The organism is Microbacterium sp. S308A+, from assembly GCF_049800815.1.
Lineage (GTDB): Bacteria > Actinomycetota > Actinomycetes > Actinomycetales > Microbacteriaceae > Microbacterium.
The window spans coordinates 291,477-314,329 of sequence record NZ_JBNAFT010000003.1 but is presented as its reverse complement, the minus strand read 5'-3'; the positions used below and the strand labels follow the sequence as shown (position 1 = coordinate 314,329).

The window sequence follows — 22,853 nt, the reverse complement described above, 5'->3', positions numbered from 1 at the left end:
CCCGATGACGTGACGTCGGCAGACGTGTGCTCAGCGCAGCACGAGCGCGGCGGCGCCGATCAGCGGGCCCTCGTCGCCGAGCCCCGAACGGACCACCCTGGTGTGCTGGGAGTACTCGTGCGCGGCCGCGTCGAGAAGAGCCCGCTGCACGAGATCGATGTAGTCGTCGGCGACGCGCGAGAAGCCGCCGCCGATCGCCACAACCTCGAGGTCGACGAGCGTCGAGGCATCGGCGAGCGCCGCTCCGACCGCGCGCGCGGAGCGCTCGATCGCCGCACGCGCCACACGGTCGCCGGAGGCGGCGTCACGAGCGAGGTCCTCTCCTCGCTCCCCCGCCCATCCCTGCGCCTGAGCCCAGGCGACGCTGGCAGGCCCCGACGCGACCTGCTCGAGCGTGAGCGCGCCCTCAGCGTGCACCTGGCCGAGGTGCCCGGCGTTCCCGCTCGCGCCGGGGAGATAGCGACCGTCGACCACGAACCCACCGCCGACCCCGGTGGAGACGACGATCGAGAGCGACGTCGACGCCCCCTGGGTCGCGCCGAGCCAGGACTCGGCGAGCGCGAGACAGCCGCCGTCGTGCGCGAGCGTGGTCGGAACGGGCGCGTCGACCGCCGCGGCCGCGCTCTCGGCGACCGCCGATCGCAGATCGAACCCTCGGGCGCCCGGCATGTTGACCGGATGGATGAGCCCGCGGTCGCGGTCGATCGGTCCGGCGCTCCCGATGCCGGCGCCGACGAGCTCGGCGCGCGGCCCCCGGGCGTCGACGGCGTACGCCACGGCCTCGTCCACGGCGGCCCGCAACGAGTCCGGAGTCGTGTCGGGGCCGGTCGGGCGCCGGATGCGCGAGGCGGCGAGGACCGTCCCGCCGGCCGAGACAAGCGCCGCCTCGAGCTTGGTCCCGCCCACGTCGACGGCGAGGGCGAGGGGAAGAGAGGGGCGATCCTCGATCGCGGCGGCGGTCACTGCGGCTCGAGCCCGAGATCGTCGAGGTCGACCGCGGCGCGCCATTCCAGCCCCGCCTGCTCGATCGCGGCCTGCGCCCCCGTCTTGCGGTCGACGATCACCGCGACCGCGACGACGTCCGCGCCTTCCCGGCGCAGGGCCTCGACCGCCTTGAGCGCCGACTGCCCCGTCGTGGACGTGTCCTCCAGGACGACGACGCGTCGCCCCGCGACGTCTGCGCCCTCGATCTGCCGCCCGCGCCCGTGGTCCTTCGGCTCCTTGCGGACGACGAAGGCGTCGAGCGGACGATCCGTGCCGGCCGAGGCGTGCATGACGGCGTTGGCGATCGGGTCGGCGCCGAGCGTGAGACCGCCGACCGCGACCGCGTCGAGGTCGCGGACCAGGTCGAGCATGATCCGGCCGATCGCGGGAGCCGCGCGGTGGTCGAGGGTGAGACGGCGCATGTCCACGTAGTAGGTGGCCTTCTTGCCGCTGGAGAGCGTGAAGTCGCCGTGGAACACCGCCTCGTCGGCGATCAGCGCGATGAGGGCCTGGCGGTCGGCTTCGAGTTCGGGGGTGCTGAGCGTCACACCGCCAGTCTAGGGACGCCGGCCTCTCGGCACGGCGCGGAGACACGGAGCGGGGACACGGACACGAGGCAGAGGGCGCAGACAAGGGGGTGTCCCGAGGCCCGCGGCGATGCGAGGATGGCGGCATCCCACTCGTTCCGACCGAGGAGGCCGTCATGCTCGACGTCGATCCCTATTCCGCGCTGTCCCGCCTGCGCACCTTTCCGGCGCTGGAGCTGAGGAGCGCCGACTTCACGGACGGAGGGGCGCTCCCCGTGTCGGCCTGGTCGTCGTCCCGCGGCGGGGCGGATCGCTCCCCGGAGCTGTCGTGGGGCGACCCGCCGGCCGAGACGAAGAGCTTCGCGGTGTCCTGCTACGACCCCGACGCACCGACCGGATCGGGGTATTGGCACTGGGCGGTCTCGGATCTCCCGGCCGGCATCCGCTCCCTCGCCGCGGGAGCCGGGGACGGTGAGCCGGGCTCCCTCCCCGCAGGCGCCCTCACGCTCCCGAACGAGGTCCGCCTGCCGCGATACCTCGGCGCCGCCCCGCCGGCGGGCACCGGCGTGCACCGGTACGTCTTCGTCGTCGACGCGCTGGACGTGGAGTCGCTCGGGCTGAACGGCGACGAGACGCCGGCGATCCTGGGCTTCCACCGGCACTTCCACACCCTGGCGCGCGGAATCCTCACCGGCACCGCGGATCCGTCCGATCGCTGACCGGACCGGCCACAGCCGATCCGAACGCTTCGGCCCTCCTTCCGGATGGCTGGCGATCCGGGCGCTCCGGTCCTCCGTCCGGATGGCTGGCGATCCGACAGATGCATGACCATCGTCCACCGAATCCTCCGCCATCCGGAGGATCGTCATGCGTCTGAGGGTGCGCGGCGGGCTGAGCGTTCGACGGGACGGGCCTCATGGCCGGCAACGGACCACGGCTCCTCGCCCGAGGACTGCGCGACCTCGGCGTAGACCGCGCGCCAGACGCGGTCGAACGCGTCCTCCCGGATGATGCCGGAAAGGAGGGCGGACCCGGCGCCCTGGATCGCGGCGGCCAGCACCTCGAGCCGCTCGGAGCAGGCCAGGTCCTCCGCGTCGGGACGCAGCGCGGAGCAGCAGGACGAGATCGCCACGGCCCTGCGCCGCACGGGCGCGGCCTTCACGGCGAGGAAGATCGCGACGGGCACGGCCACCAGCAGCACGGCGAGCGCGGCGAGCTCCGGCGTCGCCCCCAGGCCGCACAGGGCAGCCCACGCCAGCACGCCGCCGATGACCGCCAGAGGGGTGAACCGGTGCGAGAGGTCGGCGAAGAGACGCCGCCCCTCGGGCGCATCGGGAGGGTAGACGACGAGCCGCGACGACACGATGCCGTAGCGGCCCGCGGTCCGGGACACGTAGCCCCATCGCGGGGCCAGCCGTTCGTTTGCCATGGCAGCAGCCTGCGCCGCGGCGGCGCCCGAGACGCGGATCCCTACGGAACGCATGCGCCGGGGCCCGCATCCGCCGCGGATCCTCACGGATTCCTCGCGCCCGCCCGACCCACCCGATCGGCGTGCCGTGCCGCCCCCCCTCCCGTCGCACCGGGACGTCGGCGGGCGACCGTAGGCTGGGACCATGCGCTTGGCCACCTGGAACGTCAACTCCATCCGCACCCGCGTCGCCCGTACCGTCGAGTTCGCCGTCCGCGAGAACGTCGACGTCCTGGCCATGCAGGAGATCAAGTGCACGCCGGAGCAGTTCCCCTACGCCCCGTTCGAGGAGGCCGGCTACCACGTCGAGGTACACGGCCTGAACCAGTGGAACGGCGTGGCGATCGCCAGCCGCGAGCCGATGACCGACGTGTCCACGGCCTTCGCGGGCATGCCCGGCTTCGCGAAGGGGCACGAGGGTCCCGACGCCCCGCACGAGGCCCGCGCCCTCGGGGCGACCATCGGCGGCGTGCGGGTGTGGAGCCTGTACGTGCCGAACGGCCGGTCGCTCGACGACCCCCACCTCGCCTACAAGCTGCGCTGGCTCGACGCCCTGCGCACGTCGACGGCGGCCGAGCTCGCCGCGAACCCCTCGCTGCCCCTCGCCCTCGTCGGCGACTTCAACATCATCCCGTTCGACCACGACAACGGCGACCCCGACATCGTGCTGGGCCGCTCGACCCACGTCTCGCCCGAGGAGCGCGCCGCGTTCTTCGCGCTCGAGTCCGCGGGCGTCAGCGACGTCGTGCGCCCCCTCCTCCCCCAGGGGTACACCTACTGGGACTACCAGCGGCTGAAGTTCCCCCGCAACGAGGGGATCCGGATCGACTTCATCCTCGGCTCCCGCGCCTTCGCCGACGGGGTGACCGGCGCCTCGATCCACCGCGACGAACGCAAGGGCGAGCAGCCGAGCGATCACGTGCCGGTCGTCGTGGACCTCGACCTCGCCGGCGTCGCTGACGACGACGACCTGCCGATGATCTTCTCCTGACGGCCGGCCCCTGACCATGCGGCGCCCCCGGCTGATCGCGACCGACCTCGACCACACGCTCCTCGCCTCCGATGGCGGCGTCTCGCCGCGCACGCGAGCGGCGCTCGACGCGGCGCGAGCGTCCGGGGTCCACGTCGTCCCCGTGACCGCACGCCAGCCCATCGGCCTCCGCGAGGTGGCGGCCGGGGCGGCGTTCACGGAATGGGCGCTGTGCGGCAACGGCTCGTTCGGCATCCACCTCACCCGTGGCGACCTGCTGTTCACTCAGGAGATCCCCGCAGCCGTGCAACGAGAGCTTGTCGATGCGCTCACGGCAGCCCTCCCCGGCGTGCTCTTCGCGAGTGTGCGCGAGGCGGGCGAGCGCTTCGTCGCGCAGGACGGCTACGCCGCGCTGGCACGTCTCAGCGACCACAAGCGCGACCCCAGGACCATGGGCGGGGTGCCGCTGTCGGACGTGGTGGCCGAGCCCAGCCTGAAGATCGTCATCCGGCACCCGGAGGTCCCCCTCGCCGAGATCTTCGTCACGCTGCAGGGGCTCGGTCTGCGCGGCTTCGAGGCGACGATGTCCGGGGCGCCCTTCGTCGAGGTGATGGCGGAAGGTGTGACCAAGGCCAGCGGGCTCGCGCAGCTGTGCACGCACCTCGGCGTCGACCGCACGGAGGTCGTCGCGTTCGGCGACGGTCTCAACGACCTGGAGATGGTGCGGTGGGCAGGGCACGGCGTCGCGGTCGCGAACGCGATCGACCCGCTGCGCGACGCGGCCGACGAGATCTCCCCCTCGAACGACGACGACGGCGTGGCCATCACGATCGAGCGCCTCCTGGCCTGACGCACCACGCGACGCCGCGGACGAGACGGCAGCCGAGTCAGGCGACAGCAGCGATGCGGAAGGCCTGGGCGAACCGGTCGAGAGTCGCCTCCTCGCCATGGACCACCGCGACGAGATCCTGCGCGATCGCCTCCGCAGGGGTCACCTCGCCGGCGATCAGCCGGCGGATCCGCGGCCCGGCGACGATCACCGCCTCCGGCTCCCCCTCGGGCACCGCTCCGCCCACGGGCGGCGCCGGCGGAGCGATCCGGATGACCTCCAGCGCGCCGTCTCGGATCTGCACCCGCGACGCGATGTCACCGACGTGGAGCTCGACGTCGAGGTCGTCCGCTCGTGCCGGCTGGAAGGAGGCGCGCAACATCATCGTCAGCGAGTCGGGGGTCACGACGTCCCCCTCCGTCGGATCGCCCATGGCCTGGAGGCCCCAGCGTCCCAGCGCCAGCAGGATCGGCTCCAGCGCGCGACCGTACGGGGTGAGCTCATAGACGAGACCGCCGTTGCGCAGCGGAACCCGGCGGATCACGCCGCCCGCCTGAAGCTCCTTCAGGCGGGCGGCGTGGATGTTGGGGGGATACGCGGCAGTCCCTGCTTGAGGTCGGCGTCAAGGGAGCAACCCGAGCCGGCAGAAAGCCGGGTTCCGTCGCGCGGGGGATGCCTCGGTCCGCCAGGAGTCCTACGGTAGGAGGATGCCGCCCCTCGCGCCCTTCACGCGCACGCCGACCGAGAGCGACCTGCGCGGGGATCTGTGGCTGGCGATGATCCTGTTCGGCGGCGGCATCCTCAGCGCCGCCCTGACCTCGATCGCGCAGATCTACGGCGACGAGCAGGCGCCGCTGTGGACGGCGCTGGTCCTGGCCCTCTTCACGACCCTGCCGCTCGCCGTCCGGCGACGATGGCCGGGGTTCGCCGCCGTCGTGGTGTCGCTCGCCTACTTCGTGGGTGTGACGTTCAAGGTTCCCGAGCTCTACATCGGCAACATCGCCGTGTTCATCGGCCTCTACACGATCGGGGCCTGGATGTCCGACCGACGTCGGGCGCTCCTGGTGCGCGTCGCGATCATCGTCGGGATGGCGTTCTGGCTCGTCACCGTGATGTACCGGAGCGCGATCGAGCAGGCGGCGGAGGAGAAGATCGTCGCCGGGGCGCTCTCGCCCTACCTGGCCTACATGATGCTGCAGCTGCTGCTGAACGCGCTCTATTTCGGCGGGGCCTACTACTTCGGCGAGCGCTCCTGGAACGCCGCGGGGCAGCGCTCGGCCCTCGAACAGCGCACGGCGGAGCTCGAACGGGAACGCGAGGTGAACGCGGCGCAGGCGGTGGCGCTGGACCGGGTGCGGATCGCCAGGGAGCTGCACGACGTCGTCGCCCACCATGTCTCAGTCATGGGCGTGCAGGCCGGGGCGGCCCGGCTGACGGTGGACAGGGACCCCGCTGCCGCGAAGCGGATCCTCGTCGACGTCGAGGCGGCCTCTCGCGAGGCGATCCATGACTTCCGCCAGCTCCTGGAGACGCTGCGCACACCGGGGAACGAAGAGGACGAGCCCTCCTCCACCGTGACGATGGCGGACATCGGCACCCTTGCCGCCGCCTCGTCCTCGGCGGGGCTCCCCACCGAGTACACGGTCATCGGCCAGCCTACGTCGGTGCCCGCCCTGATCACCGTGAACCTCTATCGCATCGCGCAGGAATCCCTCACCAACGCACGCCGTCATGCCGGGCCGGACGCCGTCGCGGACGTCCGCGTGCGCTACACCGGCGGAACGGTCGAGCTCGAGGTCGTGAACACCGGCCGCGTGGTGACCGGCCTGCGCCCCGGCCTCGGACAGCTGGGGATGCGGGAGCGCGCCCTGGCCTCGGGCGGGACGATCGAGCTCACCCCGCGCCCCGCCGGCGGGTTCCGTGTGCGCGCCACCGTTCCCCTCGCCCCGCAGGATGACACGGCAGAGCGGGCGCGCCCGGATCCGCGCGACCGCTCCGCCACGGAAGGGACCCGATGACCGACCCGATCCGCGTTCTCCTCGTCGACGATCACGCGATGCTGCGCGCCGGGTTCCGCACGGTGCTCGATCTGCAGGACGGGATCGAGGTCGTCGGCGAGGCGGCCACCGGCGCCGAGGCCGTGGCGCTCGCCGCCTCGCTGGCGCCCGACGTGATCACCATGGACGTGCAGATGCCGGATATGGACGGCCTGGAGGCGACTCGCCTGCTCGTCGCCGATCCGTCGGTGGACGCCTCGATCGCGATCGTCACCACCTTCGACCGCGACGACTACCTCTTCGAGGCGCTGGACGCGGGGGCGAGCGGTTTCCTGCTCAAGAACACCGGGCCGGAGGAGCTGATCGCCGCCGTGCGCGCCCTCGGCGCAGGGGACGCGATGCTGTCCCCTGAGGTCACCAGGAGAGTCCTGCACCGCTTCGCCATGAAGCCGGACCCCGCGCCGTCGCCTCCTTACCCGGCGGCAGGCGTCGTCGGCCCCGGCATGGTGCTGGCCGAGCCGCTCACCGAGCGTGAGGCGGAGGTGCTGCGCCTCCTCGCCGAGGCGTGGAGCAACGCCGAGATCGCCGGGGAGCTGTACATCGGCGAGGCCACCGTGAAGACCCACGTCTCCCGCATCCTGCAGAAGCTCGGGGCCCGCGACCGTGTGCAGGCGGTGGTGCTCGCCCACCGCCACGGTCTCACCGCCCGCCGCTGACCGCAGGCCGGACGACGCCCGCGGCCGGCGACCCGCGGCCGGCGACCCGAGGAGAATCCGACAGCGCGAGCCGCCTATCCGCCTCACGGGGGATGTGGCGCCGCCGCCCGTCCTCCTAGCGTGAGGAGCATGACCACAGGCCTTCTCGACCTCTCCGGCATCGTCAAGAGCTATGGCTCGCGGCGTGTGCTCGACGACGTCTCCTTCCGCGTCTCCCCCGGCCGGCTCACCGGCTTCGTCGGGGGCAACGGCGCAGGCAAGACCACCACCATGCGGATCATCCTCGGCGTGCTCGCCGCCGACGACGGCACGGTCGTCCTGGACGGGCGGCCCGTGACCTCCGGCGACCGTCAGCGCTTCGGGTACATGCCCGAGGAGCGCGGTCTCTACCCCAAGATGAAGGTGCTCGAGCAGATCGTGTACCTCGCGCGGCTGCACGGCTTCGCCCGCGCGGACGCGACGGCACGGGCGACGTCGCTGCTCACCGAGCTCGGCCTCGGCGAACGCCTGGAGGACAAGATCGAATCACTCTCCCTCGGCAATCAGCAGCGCGCGCAGATCGCTGCCGCCCTCGTCCACGACCCGGAGGTGCTGATCCTCGACGAGCCGTTCTCGGGCCTCGATCCGATCGCCGTCGACGTCGTCGCGGGAGTCCTGCAGAGCAAGGCGGCCCAGGGAACGTCGATCCTCTTCTCCTCTCATCAGCTGGACGTCGTGGAACGCCTCTGCGACGACCTCGTGATCATCGCCGGCGGCACCGTCCGCGCGTCGGGCTCCCGTGAGGAGCTGCGCGCCCGGCACTCCACCCTCCGGTACGAGCTGAGCACGACGGGGGATGCGGGCTGGCTCCGCGCCGAGCCCGGCGTCACCGTCGTCGATTTCGAACGAGGGAGCGCGGTGTTCGACGTCGACGGCTCCGAGACGGCGCAGCGGATCCTCCGCAGCGCCGTCGAGCGCGGCGAGGTCACCTCCTTCGCGCCCCAGCATCCCACTCTCGCCCAGATCTTCAAGGAGGTCATCCAGTGACCGTCTCGACCAGCACGCGCACGCAGAGCACCGGCGGAACGAGCGCCGGCAGCGCCATCTGGCTCGTCGCCGAGCGGGAGATCTCCTCCAAGCTGCGCAGCAAGGCGTTCCTCATCTCGACGGGGATCCTTCTGCTGATCGCCCTCGCCGGCGTCCTCATCGGCGGGTTCACGAGCAAGGCGCCCTCGCAGACCGCCGTCGCGGTCACGAGTGAGACCGCGGCCGCCGTCCAGGCCGACAAGGGCGTCAAGGTCACCGAGGCGTCCGACGCCACGGAAGCCGAGAGGCTGGTCAGGGATGGCACCGTGGAGGCCGCGCTCGTCCCGAGCGACGATCCGACGTTCGGCTACAGGGTCATCGTGCTCGAGAAGACCCCGGAGTCGCTCGTGATGTCGCTCGCGAAGACGCCGGAGGTGCAGGTCCTCGAACCGGCGACGACGAACCCGCTCCTGCGCTACTTCATCGCCATCGGCTTCGGCGTCGTGTTCCTCATGGCGGCGTCCACGTTCGGCGGCACGATCGCGCAGAGCGTGGTGGAGGAGAAGCAGACTCGCGTGGTCGAGCTCCTCATCTCGGCGATCCCGACCAGGGCCCTGCTCGCCGGGAAGGTGATCGGCAACACGATCCTCGCGATGGCGCAGATCCTCGCCCTCGCCGCGATCGCGGTGATCGGCCTCATGGTCACCGGCCAGAACGCGGTGCTCAGCGGCATCGGCGCACCGATCCTGTGGTTCGCGATCTTCTTCCTGTTCGGCTTCATCCTGCTCGCCGCGCTCTTCGCGGCCGCGGCGGCGATGGTCTCGCGGCAGGAGGACATCGGCTCGACGACCATGCCCATCACGATGCTCGTGATGGCCCCATACATCCTCGTGATCCTCTTCAACGACAACCCGCTCGTGATGACGATCATGTCGTATGTGCCCTTCTCGGCACCGGTCGGGATGCCGCTGCGGCTGTTCCTGGGCGACGCCCAGTGGTGGGAGCCCCTGCTCTCGCTCGTGATCCTCATCGCCTCATGCGTCGCAGCGATCCTGGTCGCCGCGAAGATCTACGAGAACTCCCTGCTGCGGATGGGCGCGCGGGTGACGCTGGCGGAGGCGCTGCGCGGCTGAGCCGCCCAGGCCGATCGGCGCAGACAGCAAGGGTCCCGGTGCGACGCCGGGACCCTTCGTCGTTCCTGGACGGCGGTCGCGGACGGGGCTACCCTGCGGCGGCCGGCCCGCCGTCGTGCGACCGTGAGCGACGCCGGCGCAGCCCCCAGCGACCGAGCAGAAGGACCACGACGAGCCCGACGACGCACATCGCCACGGTCCCGTCGCTCACCTCCAGGAATCGGGTGAGGAACGGATGCGCGGCCTGCGTCGCCGCGTCGAACTCCCAGTACACGTCCGAGCCGCGCACCGCCGCCCCCGGGGCGCGCCGCATACCGCCGAGGGCGTGGCCGATGGCCGGACGGACCACGCCGTTCAGGAGGACGCCGACCGCCAGCGGTCCGACGAGACAGGCGAAGAAGCCGACCTCCGACCGGTCGACACGGAGGGCTCTCCCCCACCACGAGGCCACCTGGGAGACCGTCGGCGAGCCTGCAGCGCGCTCGGGCATCGTCCGCGCCTCCTCCGCCACACGCCGTCGGGCCGGATCGGCCTCGAAGGCCCATCGAACCACGCCGGCCCGGCGATCGCGCAATCCGCCGGGCAGAGATGCCTTCGGGAATATGCATGCGCATACATAGGTTAGAGGTGAGGACGCGGACAATGGGGTCCGGAAGACGAAACGATCCGAAAGGCCAGCACGCCCATGAGCACCCCCGTCCTCGATCGCACCGCCCCCACGGAGCACCCCCTCCTGGAGGTCCTCGCCGATCGATGGAGCCCCCGCGCCTTCGACCCGTCCGCCCCGATCGACGAGGCCAGGCTCGCCTCCGCGCTCGAGGCGGCCCGCTGGTCGCCCTCCGCCAACAACTCGCAGCCCTGGCGCTTCATCGTGGCCCGTCGCGGCACATCCCTGCACGAGGGCATCCAGTCGGCGCTCATGGGCTTCAACCAGACCTGGGCCGGGAACGCGGCCGTGCTGATCGTCGCGGTCGCCGAGACCGCGACCGCCGACGGCACGCCCTACACCCACGCCCTCTACGACCTCGGGCAGGCCGTCGCACACCTCTCGGTGCAGGCCCACCACGACGGCCTCGTCGTCCACCAGATGAGCGGCTTCGTCCCGGAGCGGATCCGCGAGCTCGTCGACCTCGACGAGCGGTTCGCCCCGACCACGGTCATCGCCGTCGGGGAGCTGGGCGACCCCGCCACCCTCCTCCCCGAGGCCCTGCAGGAGCGCGAGTCCGCGCCTCGCGTCCGCCGCGCCCTCGACGAGACGATCGTCGCCAGCGCCTGACGCCCTCTTCGAGCCCCGGCCCGCTCTCCCTCGCGGCCGGGGCTCGATGCCTGCGCGGACGTCGCCGAGCCCCCGGTCCCCTCCTCTCCATCCGCCCGGCACAGGTCGCGATCCCGCGAACACAGTGACCTCCTGCGGCCGTGTATGCCATCGGATCCCCGGCCACGCAGGGGGATTGCTGTCCCCGACGCACGACGTCCCCCTAGGATCAGGGCCCATGGGCATGCCTCGGAGGGTGAAGAGCGTCGAGCAGTCGATCGCCGAGACGCAGGACGAACGTCGGTCGCTCCGACGCGCGCTCGGCGTGGGCGACCTGGCCGTGATGGGCGTGGCGGTCGCGGTAGGGGCCGGGATCTTCTCGGTCGGCGCAGAGGCCTCCGCGCACCGTGCAGGACCCGCCGTGATCGTCTCCTTCCTCATCGCCGCGCTCGTCTGCGGGCTCGCGATCCTCTGCTACGCCGAGTTCGCCTCCTCGATCCCGGTCGCGGGCTCCGCCTACACGTTCACCTACTCGACGCTGGGCGAGTTCCTCGCCTGGATCATCGGCTGGGACCTCATCCTCGAGATGCTCATGGCCGCGGCCGTGATCGCGAAGTACTGGGGCGTGTACCTCGGCAACGCGGTCGCGCTCTTCGACCTGGACATCCCGATGACCATCCCGATCGGCCCCCTGTCCTTCGACTGGGGACCCGTGGTCATCGTGGCGATCTTCACGCTGCTGCTCGCGCTCGGCACGCGCCTGTCGAGCCGGGTGAACGCGGTGTTCACGATCATCAAGGTCGGGATCGTGCTGTTCGTGATCGTCGTCGGCTTCTTCTTCGTGAACCCGGCGAACTTCACCCCGTTCGTCCCGCCCGCCCAGCCCGGGCCAGCCGCCGACAGCGTATGGACCCAGTCGCTGTTCTCGTTCATGACAGGCGCGGATCCGTCCGTGTACGGCGTCTTCGGGATCCTCAGCGGCGCCGCGCTGGTGTTCTTCGCGTTCATCGGCTTCGACGTCGTGGCCACCAGCGCCGAGGAGGCCAAGGACCCCAAGCGCACCGTGCCCCGCGGGATCATGCTGGGGCTCCTGATCGTGACCGTCCTCTACGTCCTCGTCACCATCGTCATCACCGGGATGGTCTCCTACGCCGACCTCGCCAAGCTCGACGCGCCGTCGCTGTCGAGCGCGTTCGAGCTCGTCGGGGCCACCTGGGCCGCGAAGGTCATCTCGATCGGCAGCCTCGTCGGGCTCACGACGGTGGTCATGGTTCTGCTGCTCGGACTCGCCCGGGTCGTGTTCGCGATGAGCCGCGACGGCCTGCTCCCCCGCGGCCTCAGCGTGACCGACCCGAAGCGCGGGACGCCGGTGCGCATCCAGCTCGTGGTCGGCGCGATCATCGCGATCATCGCCGGCTTCACCGACGTGCAGGTGCTCGGCGACATGATCAACATCGGCACCCTCTCCGCCTTCGTGCTGGTGTGCATCGGCGTGCCGATCCTGCGTCGCACCCGCCCGGACCTGAAGCGCCCGTTCACCGTGCCGTTCTCGCCGTGGCTCCCCTGGATCGCCGCGATCGCCTGCCTCTGGCTCATGCTGAACCTCAGCACGGAGACCTGGATCCGGTTCGCGGTCTGGCTCGCGGCCGGCATGATCATCTACTTCGGCTACTCCCGACGGCATTCGGTGCTCGGTCAGGAGCTGGCCGCCGACCTCAAATCCGGTGCTCGTTCGATCGGCGGCGCCGGGCGGTAGAAGAGCGGCGGCAGAGCGGTCGCGCAGGAGAAACGACGCCGGCGACATCTCGCAGAAGGCCGAGGCCCCGGAGCCGGGCAGCGCCGCGTCACCCCGCGCCACATCTTTGCTAGTGTGATCACACTAGTGTGATAGCGAGGATGCATGAACGGACGAACGACGCGGCGGCGCCCCGGCCACCGAGCCCTCGTGGGGCTCACCCTGGCGGCGAGCACGGCGCTGGGAGCGATGACCACGGCCGGCCCGGCCCTGGCCGCAGATGAGACGACCGGAGGGGTACGCCCTTCACCCGACGCCACGACGACGTGCCCGTACGAGGCCGGCCGGCAGCACCAGACCGGAGACCAGTTCGCGGGAGAGCTTCCGAGGGTCTTCTATCGGGTCGACACCCGTCCGCCGGAGGTCGTCTTCCGGGACGGCTTCTCTGCCTGGGGCAGCAACATGGACCTCGTCCGGCACACGATCAACACGCGAGACCGCTCCTCGGGCTTCGTCGCGCTCACCGACGATCTGGGGGCGGCCAACCAGATCGCCAACGACTACCTGTCCGATCTCGACGAGGCGGGAAACCGACGATACGAGAGGGTGTGGGTCTACCGCGTCGCCCCCGGCGGCGACGTGCACAACGTGAACCGCAGCCTGGAGCGGATCGAGGAACTCGTCCAGCAGCGGGTCGAGCTGGGAGAGCAGCAGGTGCGGGGCATGTGCGGCGGCGAGGAGCGCTATCGGCTGCAGACCGAGATCATGGCCTGGGGGACGTACCTGGCCTTCACCCGGTTGTCCGCCGAGCGCCACGCGGCGCAGCGGGAATGGGTGAGCACCGGCGTCGTCCTCGGCGAGAGGGTCGAGGCGGGGGCTCCTCTCACCCGTCCGAACGAGATCTCCCAGCGGGGAGAGCGCCTGTGGGACGAGGCGGCGATCCGCCATGAGGACTTCGACGGAACCCTCATGAACGTCCCGCCCAGTCGCGAGCTCCTCACCGGGGTCCCCGCGGACCGCGCGGCGCTCGAGGACAGCGTGAAGAGGATCCGGAAGGCCTTCCGGGAGGCCGGTGTCGGCCCGAGCGGCAGCAGGCCCTGACCGGGGCGAGCGGGGAGGGGATCGGCCGCCCGGCGGCTCAGCCGGTCGCCGCGTCCACGTACGCCGACACGGCCGCGAGGACGTCCGGCTCCCCCAACGCTCCGCCGTGCCCGATCAGGTCGGCGACGATATGCTGGGCCTTCGACCCCAGCCGATCCGCCACCTGGTCCGCCCACTCCCGCGGGGTGGACGGATCGAGCCGGTTGCTCAGGAGCAGGATCGGGCGATCGGTCGTCGGAGCGAACGGCGCCCCGGCCCCGGGGCTGGGGGCGATGCCGGTGGCGCAGGTGGACAGGTAGCCCATCGACTCGGGAGCGACCTGCACGTCCGGTGCGACCGCGCCGGTCTGCGCCAGGAGAGCTCGCATGTCCTCGGCCGACGAGATGCGCAGGTCGAAGTCGGAGCAGACGATACGGTCGGGGAAGAACCACAGGGTGGGCGCATCGTCCTCGGTCGCTCCCTCGTCGAACCCGCCGGGCTCCTCGTCGGAGATGCTGGCGAGGAGCGCCACCCCCGCGACGTAGTCCCCGGAGCCGATCGCGCCCTCGACCACCTGGACCACGGCGGCGGGCTCCCACGGGCGACCGGACGAGCTCATCCCGGGGATCCGGCCCCCCTCAACGTTTCCGATCGCCCGCCGGAGCGCCCCGGCGGCGTCGTTGCCCAGCGGAGCGCACTCCTCCTCGGCGGAGCACCAGTCCGCGAAGGCGTCGAAGATCTCCTGGGTGCCCCGGGCGGCGACGGTCTCGAACTCGATCGCCGACTGCTGCGGGTTGAGCACGCCCTCCAGCACCGTCGCCGTCACCCGCGACCCGAAGAGCTCGGCGTACCGCGCCCCGAGCAGGGAGCCGTAGGAGAAGCCGTAGACCCCGACGCGGTCGATGCCGAGAGCGCTGCGGAAGGCATCGGCGTCGCGTGCGTTGCTGTAGGCGTCGAGGTGGGCCTGCAGGCTGGCGGGACGCGTCGAGCAGCTCGCCGCGAAGCGCGCGCTCGTCGCCGCGAATCCGGCGAACGGGCTCTCCTCCGCCGGGGGGACGAGCGGCAGCCGCAGCGTCTCCCGCAGATCGCACAGGAGGAGCCCGTCACCGGACACGCCACGCGGGTCGATGCCGATCAGGTCATAGCCCGGCGCGAACTCCGCGATCGCGTCGAAGCCGGTGTCGGCGGTCGAGCCTGGACCGCCGGGGAAGTTCAGGAACGTCCCCCGGGAAGGGCCGGCCGCCTTCTTCCGGTAGACGGTGGTCGTGAACCTCTCGCCATCGGGGTCCGCCCAGTCGACGGGCAGCGTCATGGACCCGCACTCCACCCCTGGATCGAGCCCCAGGGGGCCACGGGCGCATTGCCCCCATGCGATCGTGTACGGGGACCGGGGATCGCCCGCCGGAGCCCTCTCGGGCTGTCGCACCGGAGAGGCGGGGTCGCCGCACCCCGCCAGGAGGAGCACACCGGCCACGGCGGCCATCGCACCGAGAAGACGTCCTCCTCGCGCCACTGTCGCCACCTCCTCAGAACACCGATTTCAGGACACCGGAGACTCTAGGACATCGGGGCCGAACAGACGCTGTCCGCCCTCCGCCACCCCGGCAGCAGGAGAGCCGCGCGGAGCGGAGGACGACCCGGCCATGGCGACGAGCGCCACGGCCGGGTCGTCCTTCTGCGGGCGGGGTCAGTCGAGAAGCTCGGCCTCGACCACGTCCTCCGCCTCGGGAGCGGGCCCGGCGCTCGTGAGCACGAGACCCGTCCCGTCCGCGGAGACGTCCACCCGGACGACGTCTCCGTCGTGCACGTTGCCGGAGAGCAGCGCGGTGGCAAGCCGGTTCTGCACCTCGGTCTGGATGAGCCGGCGCAGCGGACGGGCGCCGAACACCGGGTCGTACCCGCGCTCGGCCAGCCATGCCCGGGCGTCCGGCGTGACCGCGAGGGTCAGGCGCCGATCCCGCAGCCGTGTCTGGAGCTGGTCGACCGCGAGCTCCACGATCTGCGCCAGGTCGTCCTCGCTCAGGGCCTGGAACATCACGATGTCGTCGAGACGGTTGAGGAACTCGGGACGGAACGCCTGCCGCACGAGGGTCATCACCGCCTCGCGCCTGCCCTCGAAAGTCATCGTCGGGTCGATGAGGATCGGCGACCCGATGTTGCTGGTGAGGATGAGGATGACGTTGGAGAAGTCGACGGTCCGCCCTTGCCCGTCGGTCAGCCGCCCGTCGTCGAGCACCTGGAGCAGCATGTCGAACACCTCGGGATGCGCCTTCTCCACCTCGTCCAGGAGGACGACGCCGTAGGGGCGACGCCGCACGGCCTCGGTGAGCTGGCCGCCCTGCTCATAGCCGACGTACCCCGGGGGCGCCCCGACGAGCCGGGAGACGGAGTGCTTCTCGCCGTACTCCGACATGTCGATACGCACCATGGCGTGCTCGTCGTCGAAGAGGAACGCGGCGAGCGCCTTCGCCAGCTCGGTCTTGCCCACCCCGGTGGGGCCGAGGAACAGGAAGGAGCCGGTGGGGCGGCCAGGGTCGCTGATCCCGGCCCTGGAGCGTCGCACCGCGTCGGACACGGCCTTCACGGCGTCCTTCTGCCCGATCAGGCGCTTGCCCAGCTCGCTCTCCAGGTGCAGCAGCTTCTCGGTCTCGCCCTGCATGAGGCGGCCGATGGGGATGCCGGTCCATGCCGAGATGACGCTCGCGATGTCCTCCTCCGTGACCTGGTCGCCGACCATGCGCTCGTCGGTGTCCTCCGCGCGCTCGGCATCGTGCAGCTCGCGTTCGAGGCCGGGGATCTCGGCGTACAGGAGCCGCGACGCCTTCTCCAGGTTGCCCTCCCGCTGGGCCCGCTCGGCCTCGCCGCGCGCCGCGTCCAGGCGCGTCTTCAGGTCTCCGACGCGGTTCAGGGTCGAGCGCTCACGCTCCCACCGGGCCTGCAGGTCGTCGAGCCTCGCCTGCTCGGCGGCGAGGTCGTCGCGGAGCTTGGCCAGGCGCTCTTTGGACGCCGGGTCCTTCTCCTTCTTCAGCGCCAGCTCTTCGAGCTTCAGGCGGTCCACGTGCCGGCGCAGCTCGTCGATCTCGAGCGGGGCGGAGTCGATCTCCATCCGCAGGCGCGAGGCGGCCTCGTCGATCAGGTCGATCGCCTTGTCGGGCAGCTGCCGGCTGGGGAGGTACCGGTTCGAGAGCGCCGCCGAGGCCACGAGCGCCCCGTCGGAGATGGCGACCTTGTGGTGCGCCTCGTAGCGCTCCTTGAGACCGCGGAGGATCGCGATCGTGTCCTCGACGGTCGGCTCGCCCACGTAGACCTGCTGGAACCGTCGTTCGAGCGCGGCGTCCTTCTCGATGAACTCGCGGTACTCGTTGAGAGTCGTCGCGCCGATGAGACGCAGCTCGCCGCGGGCGAGCATGGGCTTGAGCATGTTCGAGGCGGCGACCGACCCCTCGCCGCCACCTGCCCCCATAAGCACGTGCAGCTCGTCGATGAAGGTGATGATCTGACCCTCGGACTCGGTGATCTCCTTGAGCACGCTCTTGAGCCGCTCCTCGAACTGCCCGCGGTACATCGCGCCGGCCACGAGCGCCGAGATGTCGAGGGCGACGAGCTCCTTGCCCTTGAGTGACTCCGCCACGTCTCCCGCCACGATGCGCTGCGCAAGCCCCTCGACGACGGCCGTCTTGCCGACGCCCGGCTCGCCGATCAGCACAGGGTTGTTCTTCGTCCGTCGGGTGAGCACCTGGCTCACCCGACGGATCTCACTGTCCCGCCCGATGACCGGGTCGAGCTTTCCCTGCCGGGCACGGTCGGTCAGGTTGATGCCGAACTGTTCCAGGGCGCTCTGCTGCTCGCCGTTCGCGGTCGCACTGTTCGCGGGGGTGGCCATTCGTCCTCCTGGGGTCTCCTTCGCCTGTCTCTCGTCGCACGGACCATCGTTCGATCCAAACTTGAGTTAGTTTGACTCAAGTTTAGCAAGAGGGCGTGGAGAACGCCAGGAGCTCTCACTCACCGGCGGCATAGGCCGCCAGGAAGAGGTCGACAGCGCCTACGTCGTCGGCGTCGCCACCGGATCCGGCCAGCATCCGCGCGTTCAGGGGGGCGCCGATGACCAGCCAGGTGAACTGCTCGGCAGCGACATGAGGGTCCTCGATCCGCAGACGCCCCTCCGCCGCGACCGATCGCAGCGCCGCCGCCAGCGCACGGATGTTGGCGCCCCAGCTCTCCTCCAGGTAGGTCCGCGCGACCTCGGGCTGATCCGCCGCCTCCGCCGTGACCAGCCGACGCATCGCCAGCACCGGGGGGCTCAGGATTCCCGCGCGCATGGTCGCAGCGAGGGCGAGCAGTCCCGCACGCACGTCGGCAGAGTCCCGCAGGAGCTCGAGCGCCGGGCGCATGGCATCGCGCCCGGCGGAAGCCCAGTGCCGCACGACCGCGGCATACAGCGCTCCCTTGGAGGCGTGCTCGCGGTAGAGGGTCGCCTTCGAGACCCTGGCCCTCCTCGCGACCTCGTCCATCGACGCACCGCGGAACCCCCGCTCCAGGAACACGTCTCGCGCCACGGCGATGAGGTCGTCTCCGGTGAGCCCGGCGGGTCGGCCACGCGAGACCGGAACGGATGCCATGTCGACATTTTAGTACTTGACAGTTCCGAAAGGGGCTCGTACATTAAGTACTCATCAGTACTAAAGGAGTGGATCATGATGGTTCTCGGCATCGCACTCGCGACGATCGCCTCGTTCGTCGCCAGCGCTGCACTGTACGCCCTCCCCCCGGTGTCCGCCCTCGTCATGCGGACGAGCACGCCACGGCCAGGGCTCTCCCGCGCCGTCCAGATGGCGTCGGTCGCCACCCGGAGCCTTCTCGCCTCCTGCCTCCTCGCGGGCCTGATGCTGGCCGCCGGCTGGCATGGCGCGCTCGCCGGCGCCCTCCTCGGCACCGCGCTGTCGATCCTCCCTCTCGTCCTGCTCATGGGCGGCGTCGTCCACGAGAACACCGACCTGCGCGCGGCAGGGATCCATCTGATCGACTGGATCGTCAAGCTCGCCCTCATCGGCGCCATCACAGGACTCTTCGTCTGAAAGACCGGAAACGGAAGAAGGAACCATGGACCACACGCCCCTTGACATCGTCTTCACCGCCACGCTCGGCAAGGTCCGCGCCGGTGACACCTGGACCTGCGTCCAACTCCCCGACTCCGCGACGATCTTCGGGACGCGCGGACTCGTGAAGGTCGAGGGGACCGTCGACGGCGAGCCGTTCCGGGGCGCCTTCATGGCGCTCGGCGACGGAACGCACAAGCTCCCCGTCGCCGCCGCGATACGGAAGCGGATCGGGAAGACGGACGGCGACGACGTCACCGTCCACCTCACCGCGCGCCTGAACTGATCCGGAGCCGGCGGGACAGCGGTCCGGCCGATCGCAGTCAGGCCCGGATGCACGGCTGAAGAGCGGATGCACGGCTGAAGAGCGGTCTCGCCGTTCCGACATCGGTACGCGACGTCGGGGCATCGCAACCCTGACGGCCCGGGATCTCATTCAGGCCGACAGAGCCGCGAAGCTCCGACAAACGACGCGTCACACGGTTCGACGGCGAAGAGCGACGACGGCGTCCCACAGAGCCCCCGCCACCGTGCGCTTGGACCCCGCGGCCGTGGCCACCACCGCGCCGCCGGCGCCGATGAGCTCGATCGCGTTGTCGTCGCGCTCGAACCCGTGCTCGGCGTCGGCGAGATTCACCGCGAGGAGATCCACCCCCTTGCGCTCACGCTTGCGACGGGCGCGTCCCCGACGAGCCTCGGGATCGGCCAGGGTCTCCGCGGCGAACCCCACGAGCACCTGCCCGCCCGGCGCGGCCCCCCGCGCGCGGGCGGCGGCGAGGCCGGCGAGCACGTCCTCGTTCTCGACCAGCTCGATCCGCTCCAGGCGGCCGTTCTCCTTGGTCAGCTTCTGTTCCGACGCCTGCGCGGGCCGGTAGTCGGCGACCGCGGCGGCCATCACCGCGACATCCGCGCCCCGCGCCACGGTGGCCATCGCCGCCCCGAGCTCGGAGGCCGTGGCCACCGGCTCCACACGGATCCGCGCGTGCGAGGCCTCGGCGAGCACGTCGACGCCGACGTTGGCTGCCAAGAGCACGACCTCGGCGCCTCGCTCCGCAGCGGCACGGGCGATCGCGACGCCCTGCCGGCCGCTCGATCGGTTGCCCAGGTAGCGGACCGGATCGATCGGCTCACGCGTGCCGCCCGCCGACACCGCCACCATGAGACCGGCGAGATCCTGCGGCGCGACCGCGTCGAGCGCGACCGCGACGATCTCCTCCGGCTCGCTCATCCGGCCGGGGCCGCTGTCCCCGCCGGCGAGCTCTCCGTCGGCCGGCCCCACGATCCGCACCCCGCGCGCGCGGAGCGTGCGGATGTTGGTCTGCGTGGCAGGATGGCGCCACATCTCGGCATGCATGGCGGGGGCGATCACCACGGGCGCCTCGGTGGCCAGCAGCGTCGTACCGAGGAGGTTGTCGGCGATCCCCGCCGCCATCCGCGCGATGGTGTTGGCCGTCGCAGGGGCGACGATCACCAGGTCCGCGGCCTGACCGAGCGCCACGTGGCGGACTCTGGCCACGTCGTCGTGCACGCTCGTGGTGACCGGGTTCCGGCTCAGCGCCTCCCAGGTCGGCGCGCCGACGAAACGCAGGGCGTCCTCGGTCGGGACGACGGTGACGTCGTGCCCCGCCTTGGTCAGCAGCCGGACGACCTGCACCGTCTTGTATGCGGCGATGCCGCCCGAGACGCCTACGACGATGTCCACCCCTCGATTCTGCCCGACGCCGGCCGCAGCCGGGCCGCCGACTCAGGGAAGGACACGCCTCGGCACGCGACTGCGGCGGCTCAGCGGTCCCAGCGGCCGGGATGCGGGAGCTTCTCGTCGCGCAGCACCACTCCGTCAGGCGATACGAGGGCGACGCAGTAGAGCAGCGACTGGGTCGGATATCCGTGCGGCCGGTTGTCGCGGATGATCGCGCGGTCGTCCTCGGGGTCCAGCCTCGCAGTCTCTGCGAGGAGGTCGACCCATCCCTCGGGCCAGTCCAGTCCTTGGGAGGCCCGGTCCCGGAAGACGGGGAGCCAGCGGGCGATCCGGGCGGTCGCCGGGTCGTCCAGGTCGTCGTGCGCGATCATGTGCACGCCCGGCGGCACCGGCGTCTCCCGAAGAAGCACCCCGTCCCAGGAGAGCACCCGCGCGCCCGAGGGCGAGACCTCCAGCAGGTTGAACCCGTGGTGCGGCAGCGAACCGTCGGCCGCAGAGGGCGCCCTGCCCGCGACCGCGTCGAGCACGAGGGCGCCCCGGGACACCGTTCGGTCCTCGGGGAGGCCGCGCACGTCCGCGCGGTTGAGCAGGACGGCCAGACGCCGGCGCCCGGGATCGGCGGCGAGCCACGCCCCGCCGGCCCGCCGGTCGCGGATCCCGATGACACCGGGATGACCGTCCTGCCACCAGGGGCCGAGCGCATCCCACTCCCGCTGCGGGTCCTCGTCACGCACCGCGAGCACCCGCGCCACGCCCTCTGCGGCGATCTCGATCACGACCGTGCACACGCCGCCAGTCTAGGAGCCGGCGGACGATGTGGACTCCGCCCGACCGGGCCGGGCGGAGTCGGGCTTGGCACGCCGTGCGCTACGACGCTACAGTGAGCCTGTGGCAGAGATATATCTCTGCATAGAGTCGCTATAGAGAGGTTCCACCATGCCCGCACTCGACATCCCCGAGCCGGTCTCATCCTTCATCGCCGCCGTGAACCGCCACGACGAGCAGGCCTTCCTCGACGCCTTCACCGAGGACGGCGCCGTGGACGACTGGGGACGCACGTTCCCCGGCCGTCAGGAGATCAAGCGCTGGAGCGACAAGGAGTTCATCGGCTCGGCCGGAATCCTCACGCCCGAAGAGGTGCACGTCGACGGCACGGCGGTGACCGTCGTCGGCGACTGGCGCAGCAACTACGCCAACGGGCGGTCGCGATTCGTGTTCGACGTGCGCGGAGACCTGCTGGCGAAGATGACCATCCGCGAAGGCTGACCCGCGACGAGCAGGGCCGCCCGCACACAGAGCGCTGCGACGGTGGACGGCCCTCGCCGCTGCCCGGACGCGCCCGACACCGGCGGGAGCGATGAGAGCACAGGAAAGCCATGCCACTCCGAGAAGACACCGCCTTCGCGCACCTGTTCCGCCACGCGATCGAGACGCAGGGCGTCTCCCTCTCTCAGCTGCGCCGACGCCTGGCCGCGCAGGCGATCCCGATCTCGCTGGCGACCCTGAGCTACTGGCGCTCAGGGGCGCGTCGACCGGAGGGCGAGCAGTCCCGCGCCGTCGTCCACGCCCTGGAAGAGATCCTCGGGCTCGATCCCGGCGCACTCGTCGACGCCCTAGGCCCCTCCCGCAGGCCTGGCCAGTCTCCTGCTCCCGGCACGGTGTTCGCCGACGAGCACGAGCGCTGGACCACGGAGACCCTCGCAGCGATCGACGCAGACCCGTCGGAGCGCATCCGCGAGATCTCCTCGACCACCGTGGCCACCGTCGGCCCCGATGGCGCTCTGAAGAGCCTCCGAACCCGCTCGCTCCACCAGGCGACCACGGGCAAGGGAGTGCGGTCTCTTGCGATGGTCATCCCCGTCGATCCCGATACTCCTTCACGCCCTCGGATCCTCACGGTCCGGGGCGCTGACGTGGCCTTCGAGTTCACCCACCCGAGCAACGCGATGATCGGTGCGCGGATCGTGCTCGAAACGGAGCTGCGGGCGCCCGAGACCGCCATCGTTGAGTACGGCTTCGATCTGCCCCCCGATTATCCGCCACAGTACGCCGCGGCCCACGGTACCCTCCGCCGAACGCGCGAGCTCGCCATCTGGGTGCAGTTCGACCCCGCAGCGGTGCCCGCGTGGGTCCAGGAGACAGAGGAGAACGGCGAGGGCGAGCGGGTGCATCCGCGCCACCCGGTCCAAGGCACCACGGCGCATGCGATCCGGCGCAGCTTCGGCCCCGGCTGGCTCAGCATTGAGTGGGGCTGAGCCAGCCGCTTTCACACCCCCCCGGTGGCACGTCAAGGCGCCCGTCAAGAATCGTCTTCGCGACGGCACTCGGCTCCGTGGCGAACCATCGCCACGCCGACGAA

Annotated in this window: 24 protein-coding genes; 14 read left to right on the top strand and 10 right to left on the bottom strand. The window is 71.2% G+C overall.

Annotation, left to right across the window (positions count from 1 at the left end; genetic code table 11):
• Positions 1–30: 30 nt before the first annotated feature.
• A complete protein-coding gene (locus ACP15J_RS11025) occupies positions 31–963 on the bottom strand; it encodes an ROK family protein (protein ID WP_424937035.1) in 933 nt (310 codons plus the stop codon).
• Entirely contained in the window at positions 960–1,532 is a 573-nt protein-coding gene (gene pyrE, locus ACP15J_RS11020; protein ID WP_424937034.1) for an orotate phosphoribosyltransferase, read from the bottom strand. Before pyrE ends, ACP15J_RS11025 begins: the two co-directional genes overlap by 4 nt.
• Positions 1,533–1,687: 155 nt before the next feature.
• Here pyrE and ACP15J_RS11015 point away from each other — a divergent pair, with 155 nt between their 5' ends.
• The gene (locus tag ACP15J_RS11015; protein ID WP_424937033.1) at positions 1,688–2,230 is read left to right on the top strand and encodes a YbhB/YbcL family Raf kinase inhibitor-like protein; all 543 of its coding nucleotides are present in this window, start codon (positions 1,688–1,690) and stop codon (positions 2,228–2,230) included.
• A 146-nt stretch (positions 2,231–2,376) separates the two neighbouring features.
• Here ACP15J_RS11015 and ACP15J_RS11010 read toward each other — a convergent pair whose 3' ends face one another.
• Positions 2,377–2,940, bottom strand: coding sequence for a DUF6611 family protein (locus tag ACP15J_RS11010; protein WP_424937032.1), 564 nt, complete (start codon positions 2,938–2,940; stop codon positions 2,377–2,379).
• 184 nt (positions 2,941–3,124) lie between these two features.
• Here ACP15J_RS11010 and ACP15J_RS11005 point away from each other — a divergent pair, with 184 nt between their 5' ends.
• Together ACP15J_RS11005 and ACP15J_RS11000 are read left to right on the top strand one after the other, a co-directional pair.
• The gene (locus ACP15J_RS11005; RefSeq protein WP_424937031.1) at positions 3,125–3,970 is read left to right on the top strand and encodes an exodeoxyribonuclease III; all 846 of its coding nucleotides are present in this window, start codon (positions 3,125–3,127) and stop codon (positions 3,968–3,970) included.
• Between the two features lie 16 nt (positions 3,971–3,986).
• Positions 3,987–4,799: an HAD family hydrolase gene (locus tag ACP15J_RS11000; protein ID WP_424937030.1), complete on the top strand. Its 813-nt coding sequence runs from the start codon at positions 3,987–3,989 to the stop codon at positions 4,797–4,799.
• Between the two features lie 37 nt (positions 4,800–4,836).
• Here the strand turns inward: ACP15J_RS11000 and ACP15J_RS10995 are convergent, their stop codons facing one another.
• Positions 4,837–5,322, bottom strand: coding sequence for a hypothetical protein (locus ACP15J_RS10995; protein ID WP_424980938.1), 486 nt, complete (start codon positions 5,320–5,322; stop codon positions 4,837–4,839).
• A gap of 163 nt (positions 5,323–5,485) precedes the next feature.
• Between ACP15J_RS10995 and ACP15J_RS10990 the strand changes: the two genes are divergently transcribed.
• The 4 genes from ACP15J_RS10990 to ACP15J_RS10975 all read left to right on the top strand — a co-directional run bounded on the left by ACP15J_RS10990 (position 5,486) and on the right by ACP15J_RS10975 (position 9,629).
• A complete protein-coding gene (locus ACP15J_RS10990) occupies positions 5,486–6,796 on the top strand; it encodes a sensor histidine kinase (protein ID WP_424937029.1) in 1,311 nt (436 codons plus the stop codon).
• Positions 6,793–7,491: a response regulator gene (locus ACP15J_RS10985; RefSeq protein WP_424937028.1), complete on the top strand. Its 699-nt coding sequence runs from the start codon at positions 6,793–6,795 to the stop codon at positions 7,489–7,491. Before ACP15J_RS10990 ends, ACP15J_RS10985 begins: the two co-directional genes overlap by 4 nt.
• 129 nt (positions 7,492–7,620) lie before the next feature.
• Positions 7,621–8,517, top strand: a complete 897-nt coding sequence (locus tag ACP15J_RS10980; protein WP_424937027.1) for an ABC transporter ATP-binding protein — start codon at positions 7,621–7,623, stop codon at positions 8,515–8,517.
• Positions 8,514–9,629 (top strand): ABC transporter permease, encoded by a 1,116-nt coding sequence (locus tag ACP15J_RS10975; RefSeq protein ID WP_424937026.1) that lies wholly within the window; start codon positions 8,514–8,516, stop codon positions 9,627–9,629. Before ACP15J_RS10980 ends, ACP15J_RS10975 begins: the two co-directional genes overlap by 4 nt.
• 88 nt (positions 9,630–9,717) lie before the next feature.
• Here ACP15J_RS10975 and ACP15J_RS10970 read toward each other — a convergent pair whose 3' ends face one another.
• Complete coding sequence (locus ACP15J_RS10970; protein WP_424937025.1) at positions 9,718–10,119, bottom strand: hypothetical protein; 402 nt, start codon at positions 10,117–10,119, stop codon at positions 9,718–9,720.
• Between the two features lie 195 nt (positions 10,120–10,314).
• Here ACP15J_RS10970 and ACP15J_RS10965 point away from each other — a divergent pair, with 195 nt between their 5' ends.
• The 3 genes from ACP15J_RS10965 to ACP15J_RS10955 all read left to right on the top strand — a co-directional run bounded on the left by ACP15J_RS10965 (position 10,315) and on the right by ACP15J_RS10955 (position 13,720).
• Complete coding sequence (locus ACP15J_RS10965) at positions 10,315–10,905, top strand: nitroreductase family protein (protein ID WP_424937024.1); 591 nt, start codon at positions 10,315–10,317, stop codon at positions 10,903–10,905.
• Positions 10,906–11,122: 217 nt separating this feature from the next.
• Complete coding sequence (locus tag ACP15J_RS10960; protein WP_424937023.1) at positions 11,123–12,640, top strand: APC family permease; 1,518 nt, start codon at positions 11,123–11,125, stop codon at positions 12,638–12,640.
• 144 nt (positions 12,641–12,784) lie between these two features.
• On the top strand, positions 12,785–13,720 hold the full coding sequence (locus ACP15J_RS10955) for a hypothetical protein (protein WP_424937022.1): 936 nt from the start codon (positions 12,785–12,787) through the stop codon (positions 13,718–13,720).
• A gap of 37 nt (positions 13,721–13,757) precedes the next feature.
• Here the strand turns inward: ACP15J_RS10955 and ACP15J_RS10950 are convergent, their stop codons facing one another.
• The 3 genes from ACP15J_RS10950 to ACP15J_RS10940 form a co-directional block, all read right to left on the bottom strand.
• The gene (locus ACP15J_RS10950; protein ID WP_424980937.1) at positions 13,758–15,212 is read right to left on the bottom strand and encodes an alpha/beta fold hydrolase; all 1,455 of its coding nucleotides are present in this window, start codon (positions 15,210–15,212) and stop codon (positions 13,758–13,760) included.
• A 174-nt stretch (positions 15,213–15,386) separates the two neighbouring features.
• Positions 15,387–17,582, bottom strand: a complete 2,196-nt coding sequence (locus tag ACP15J_RS10945) for an ATP-dependent Clp protease ATP-binding subunit (RefSeq protein ID WP_424980936.1) — start codon at positions 17,580–17,582, stop codon at positions 15,387–15,389.
• A gap of 115 nt (positions 17,583–17,697) precedes the next feature.
• A complete protein-coding gene (locus tag ACP15J_RS10940; protein WP_424937020.1) occupies positions 17,698–18,318 on the bottom strand; it encodes a TetR/AcrR family transcriptional regulator in 621 nt (206 codons plus the stop codon).
• Between the two features lie 75 nt (positions 18,319–18,393).
• Here ACP15J_RS10940 and ACP15J_RS10935 point away from each other — a divergent pair, with 75 nt between their 5' ends.
• Positions 18,394–18,774: a DUF1761 domain-containing protein gene (locus ACP15J_RS10935; protein ID WP_424937019.1), complete on the top strand. Its 381-nt coding sequence runs from the start codon at positions 18,394–18,396 to the stop codon at positions 18,772–18,774.
• Between the two features lie 25 nt (positions 18,775–18,799).
• Positions 18,800–19,081, top strand: a complete 282-nt coding sequence (locus tag ACP15J_RS10930) for a DUF1905 domain-containing protein (RefSeq protein WP_424937018.1) — start codon at positions 18,800–18,802, stop codon at positions 19,079–19,081.
• Positions 19,082–19,270: 189 nt separating this feature from the next.
• Here the strand turns inward: ACP15J_RS10930 and coaBC are convergent, their stop codons facing one another.
• The gene (gene coaBC / locus ACP15J_RS10925) at positions 19,271–20,497 is read right to left on the bottom strand and encodes a bifunctional phosphopantothenoylcysteine decarboxylase/phosphopantothenate--cysteine ligase CoaBC (RefSeq protein WP_424937017.1); all 1,227 of its coding nucleotides are present in this window, start codon (positions 20,495–20,497) and stop codon (positions 19,271–19,273) included.
• Between the two features lie 80 nt (positions 20,498–20,577).
• Complete coding sequence (locus ACP15J_RS10920; RefSeq protein ID WP_424937016.1) at positions 20,578–21,282, bottom strand: NRDE family protein; 705 nt, start codon at positions 21,280–21,282, stop codon at positions 20,578–20,580.
• 148 nt (positions 21,283–21,430) lie between these two features.
• Between ACP15J_RS10920 and ACP15J_RS10915 the strand changes: the two genes are divergently transcribed.
• Together ACP15J_RS10915 and ACP15J_RS10910 are read left to right on the top strand one after the other, a co-directional pair.
• Positions 21,431–21,760 carry a nuclear transport factor 2 family protein gene (locus tag ACP15J_RS10915; protein WP_424937015.1) on the top strand — a complete coding sequence of 110 codons (330 nt, stop codon included), beginning with the start codon at positions 21,431–21,433 and terminating at the stop codon, positions 21,758–21,760.
• 110 nt (positions 21,761–21,870) lie between these two features.
• Entirely contained in the window at positions 21,871–22,749 is an 879-nt protein-coding gene (locus ACP15J_RS10910) for a hypothetical protein (RefSeq protein ID WP_424937014.1), read from the top strand.
• The last annotated feature ends 104 nt before the right edge of the window (positions 22,750–22,853 follow it).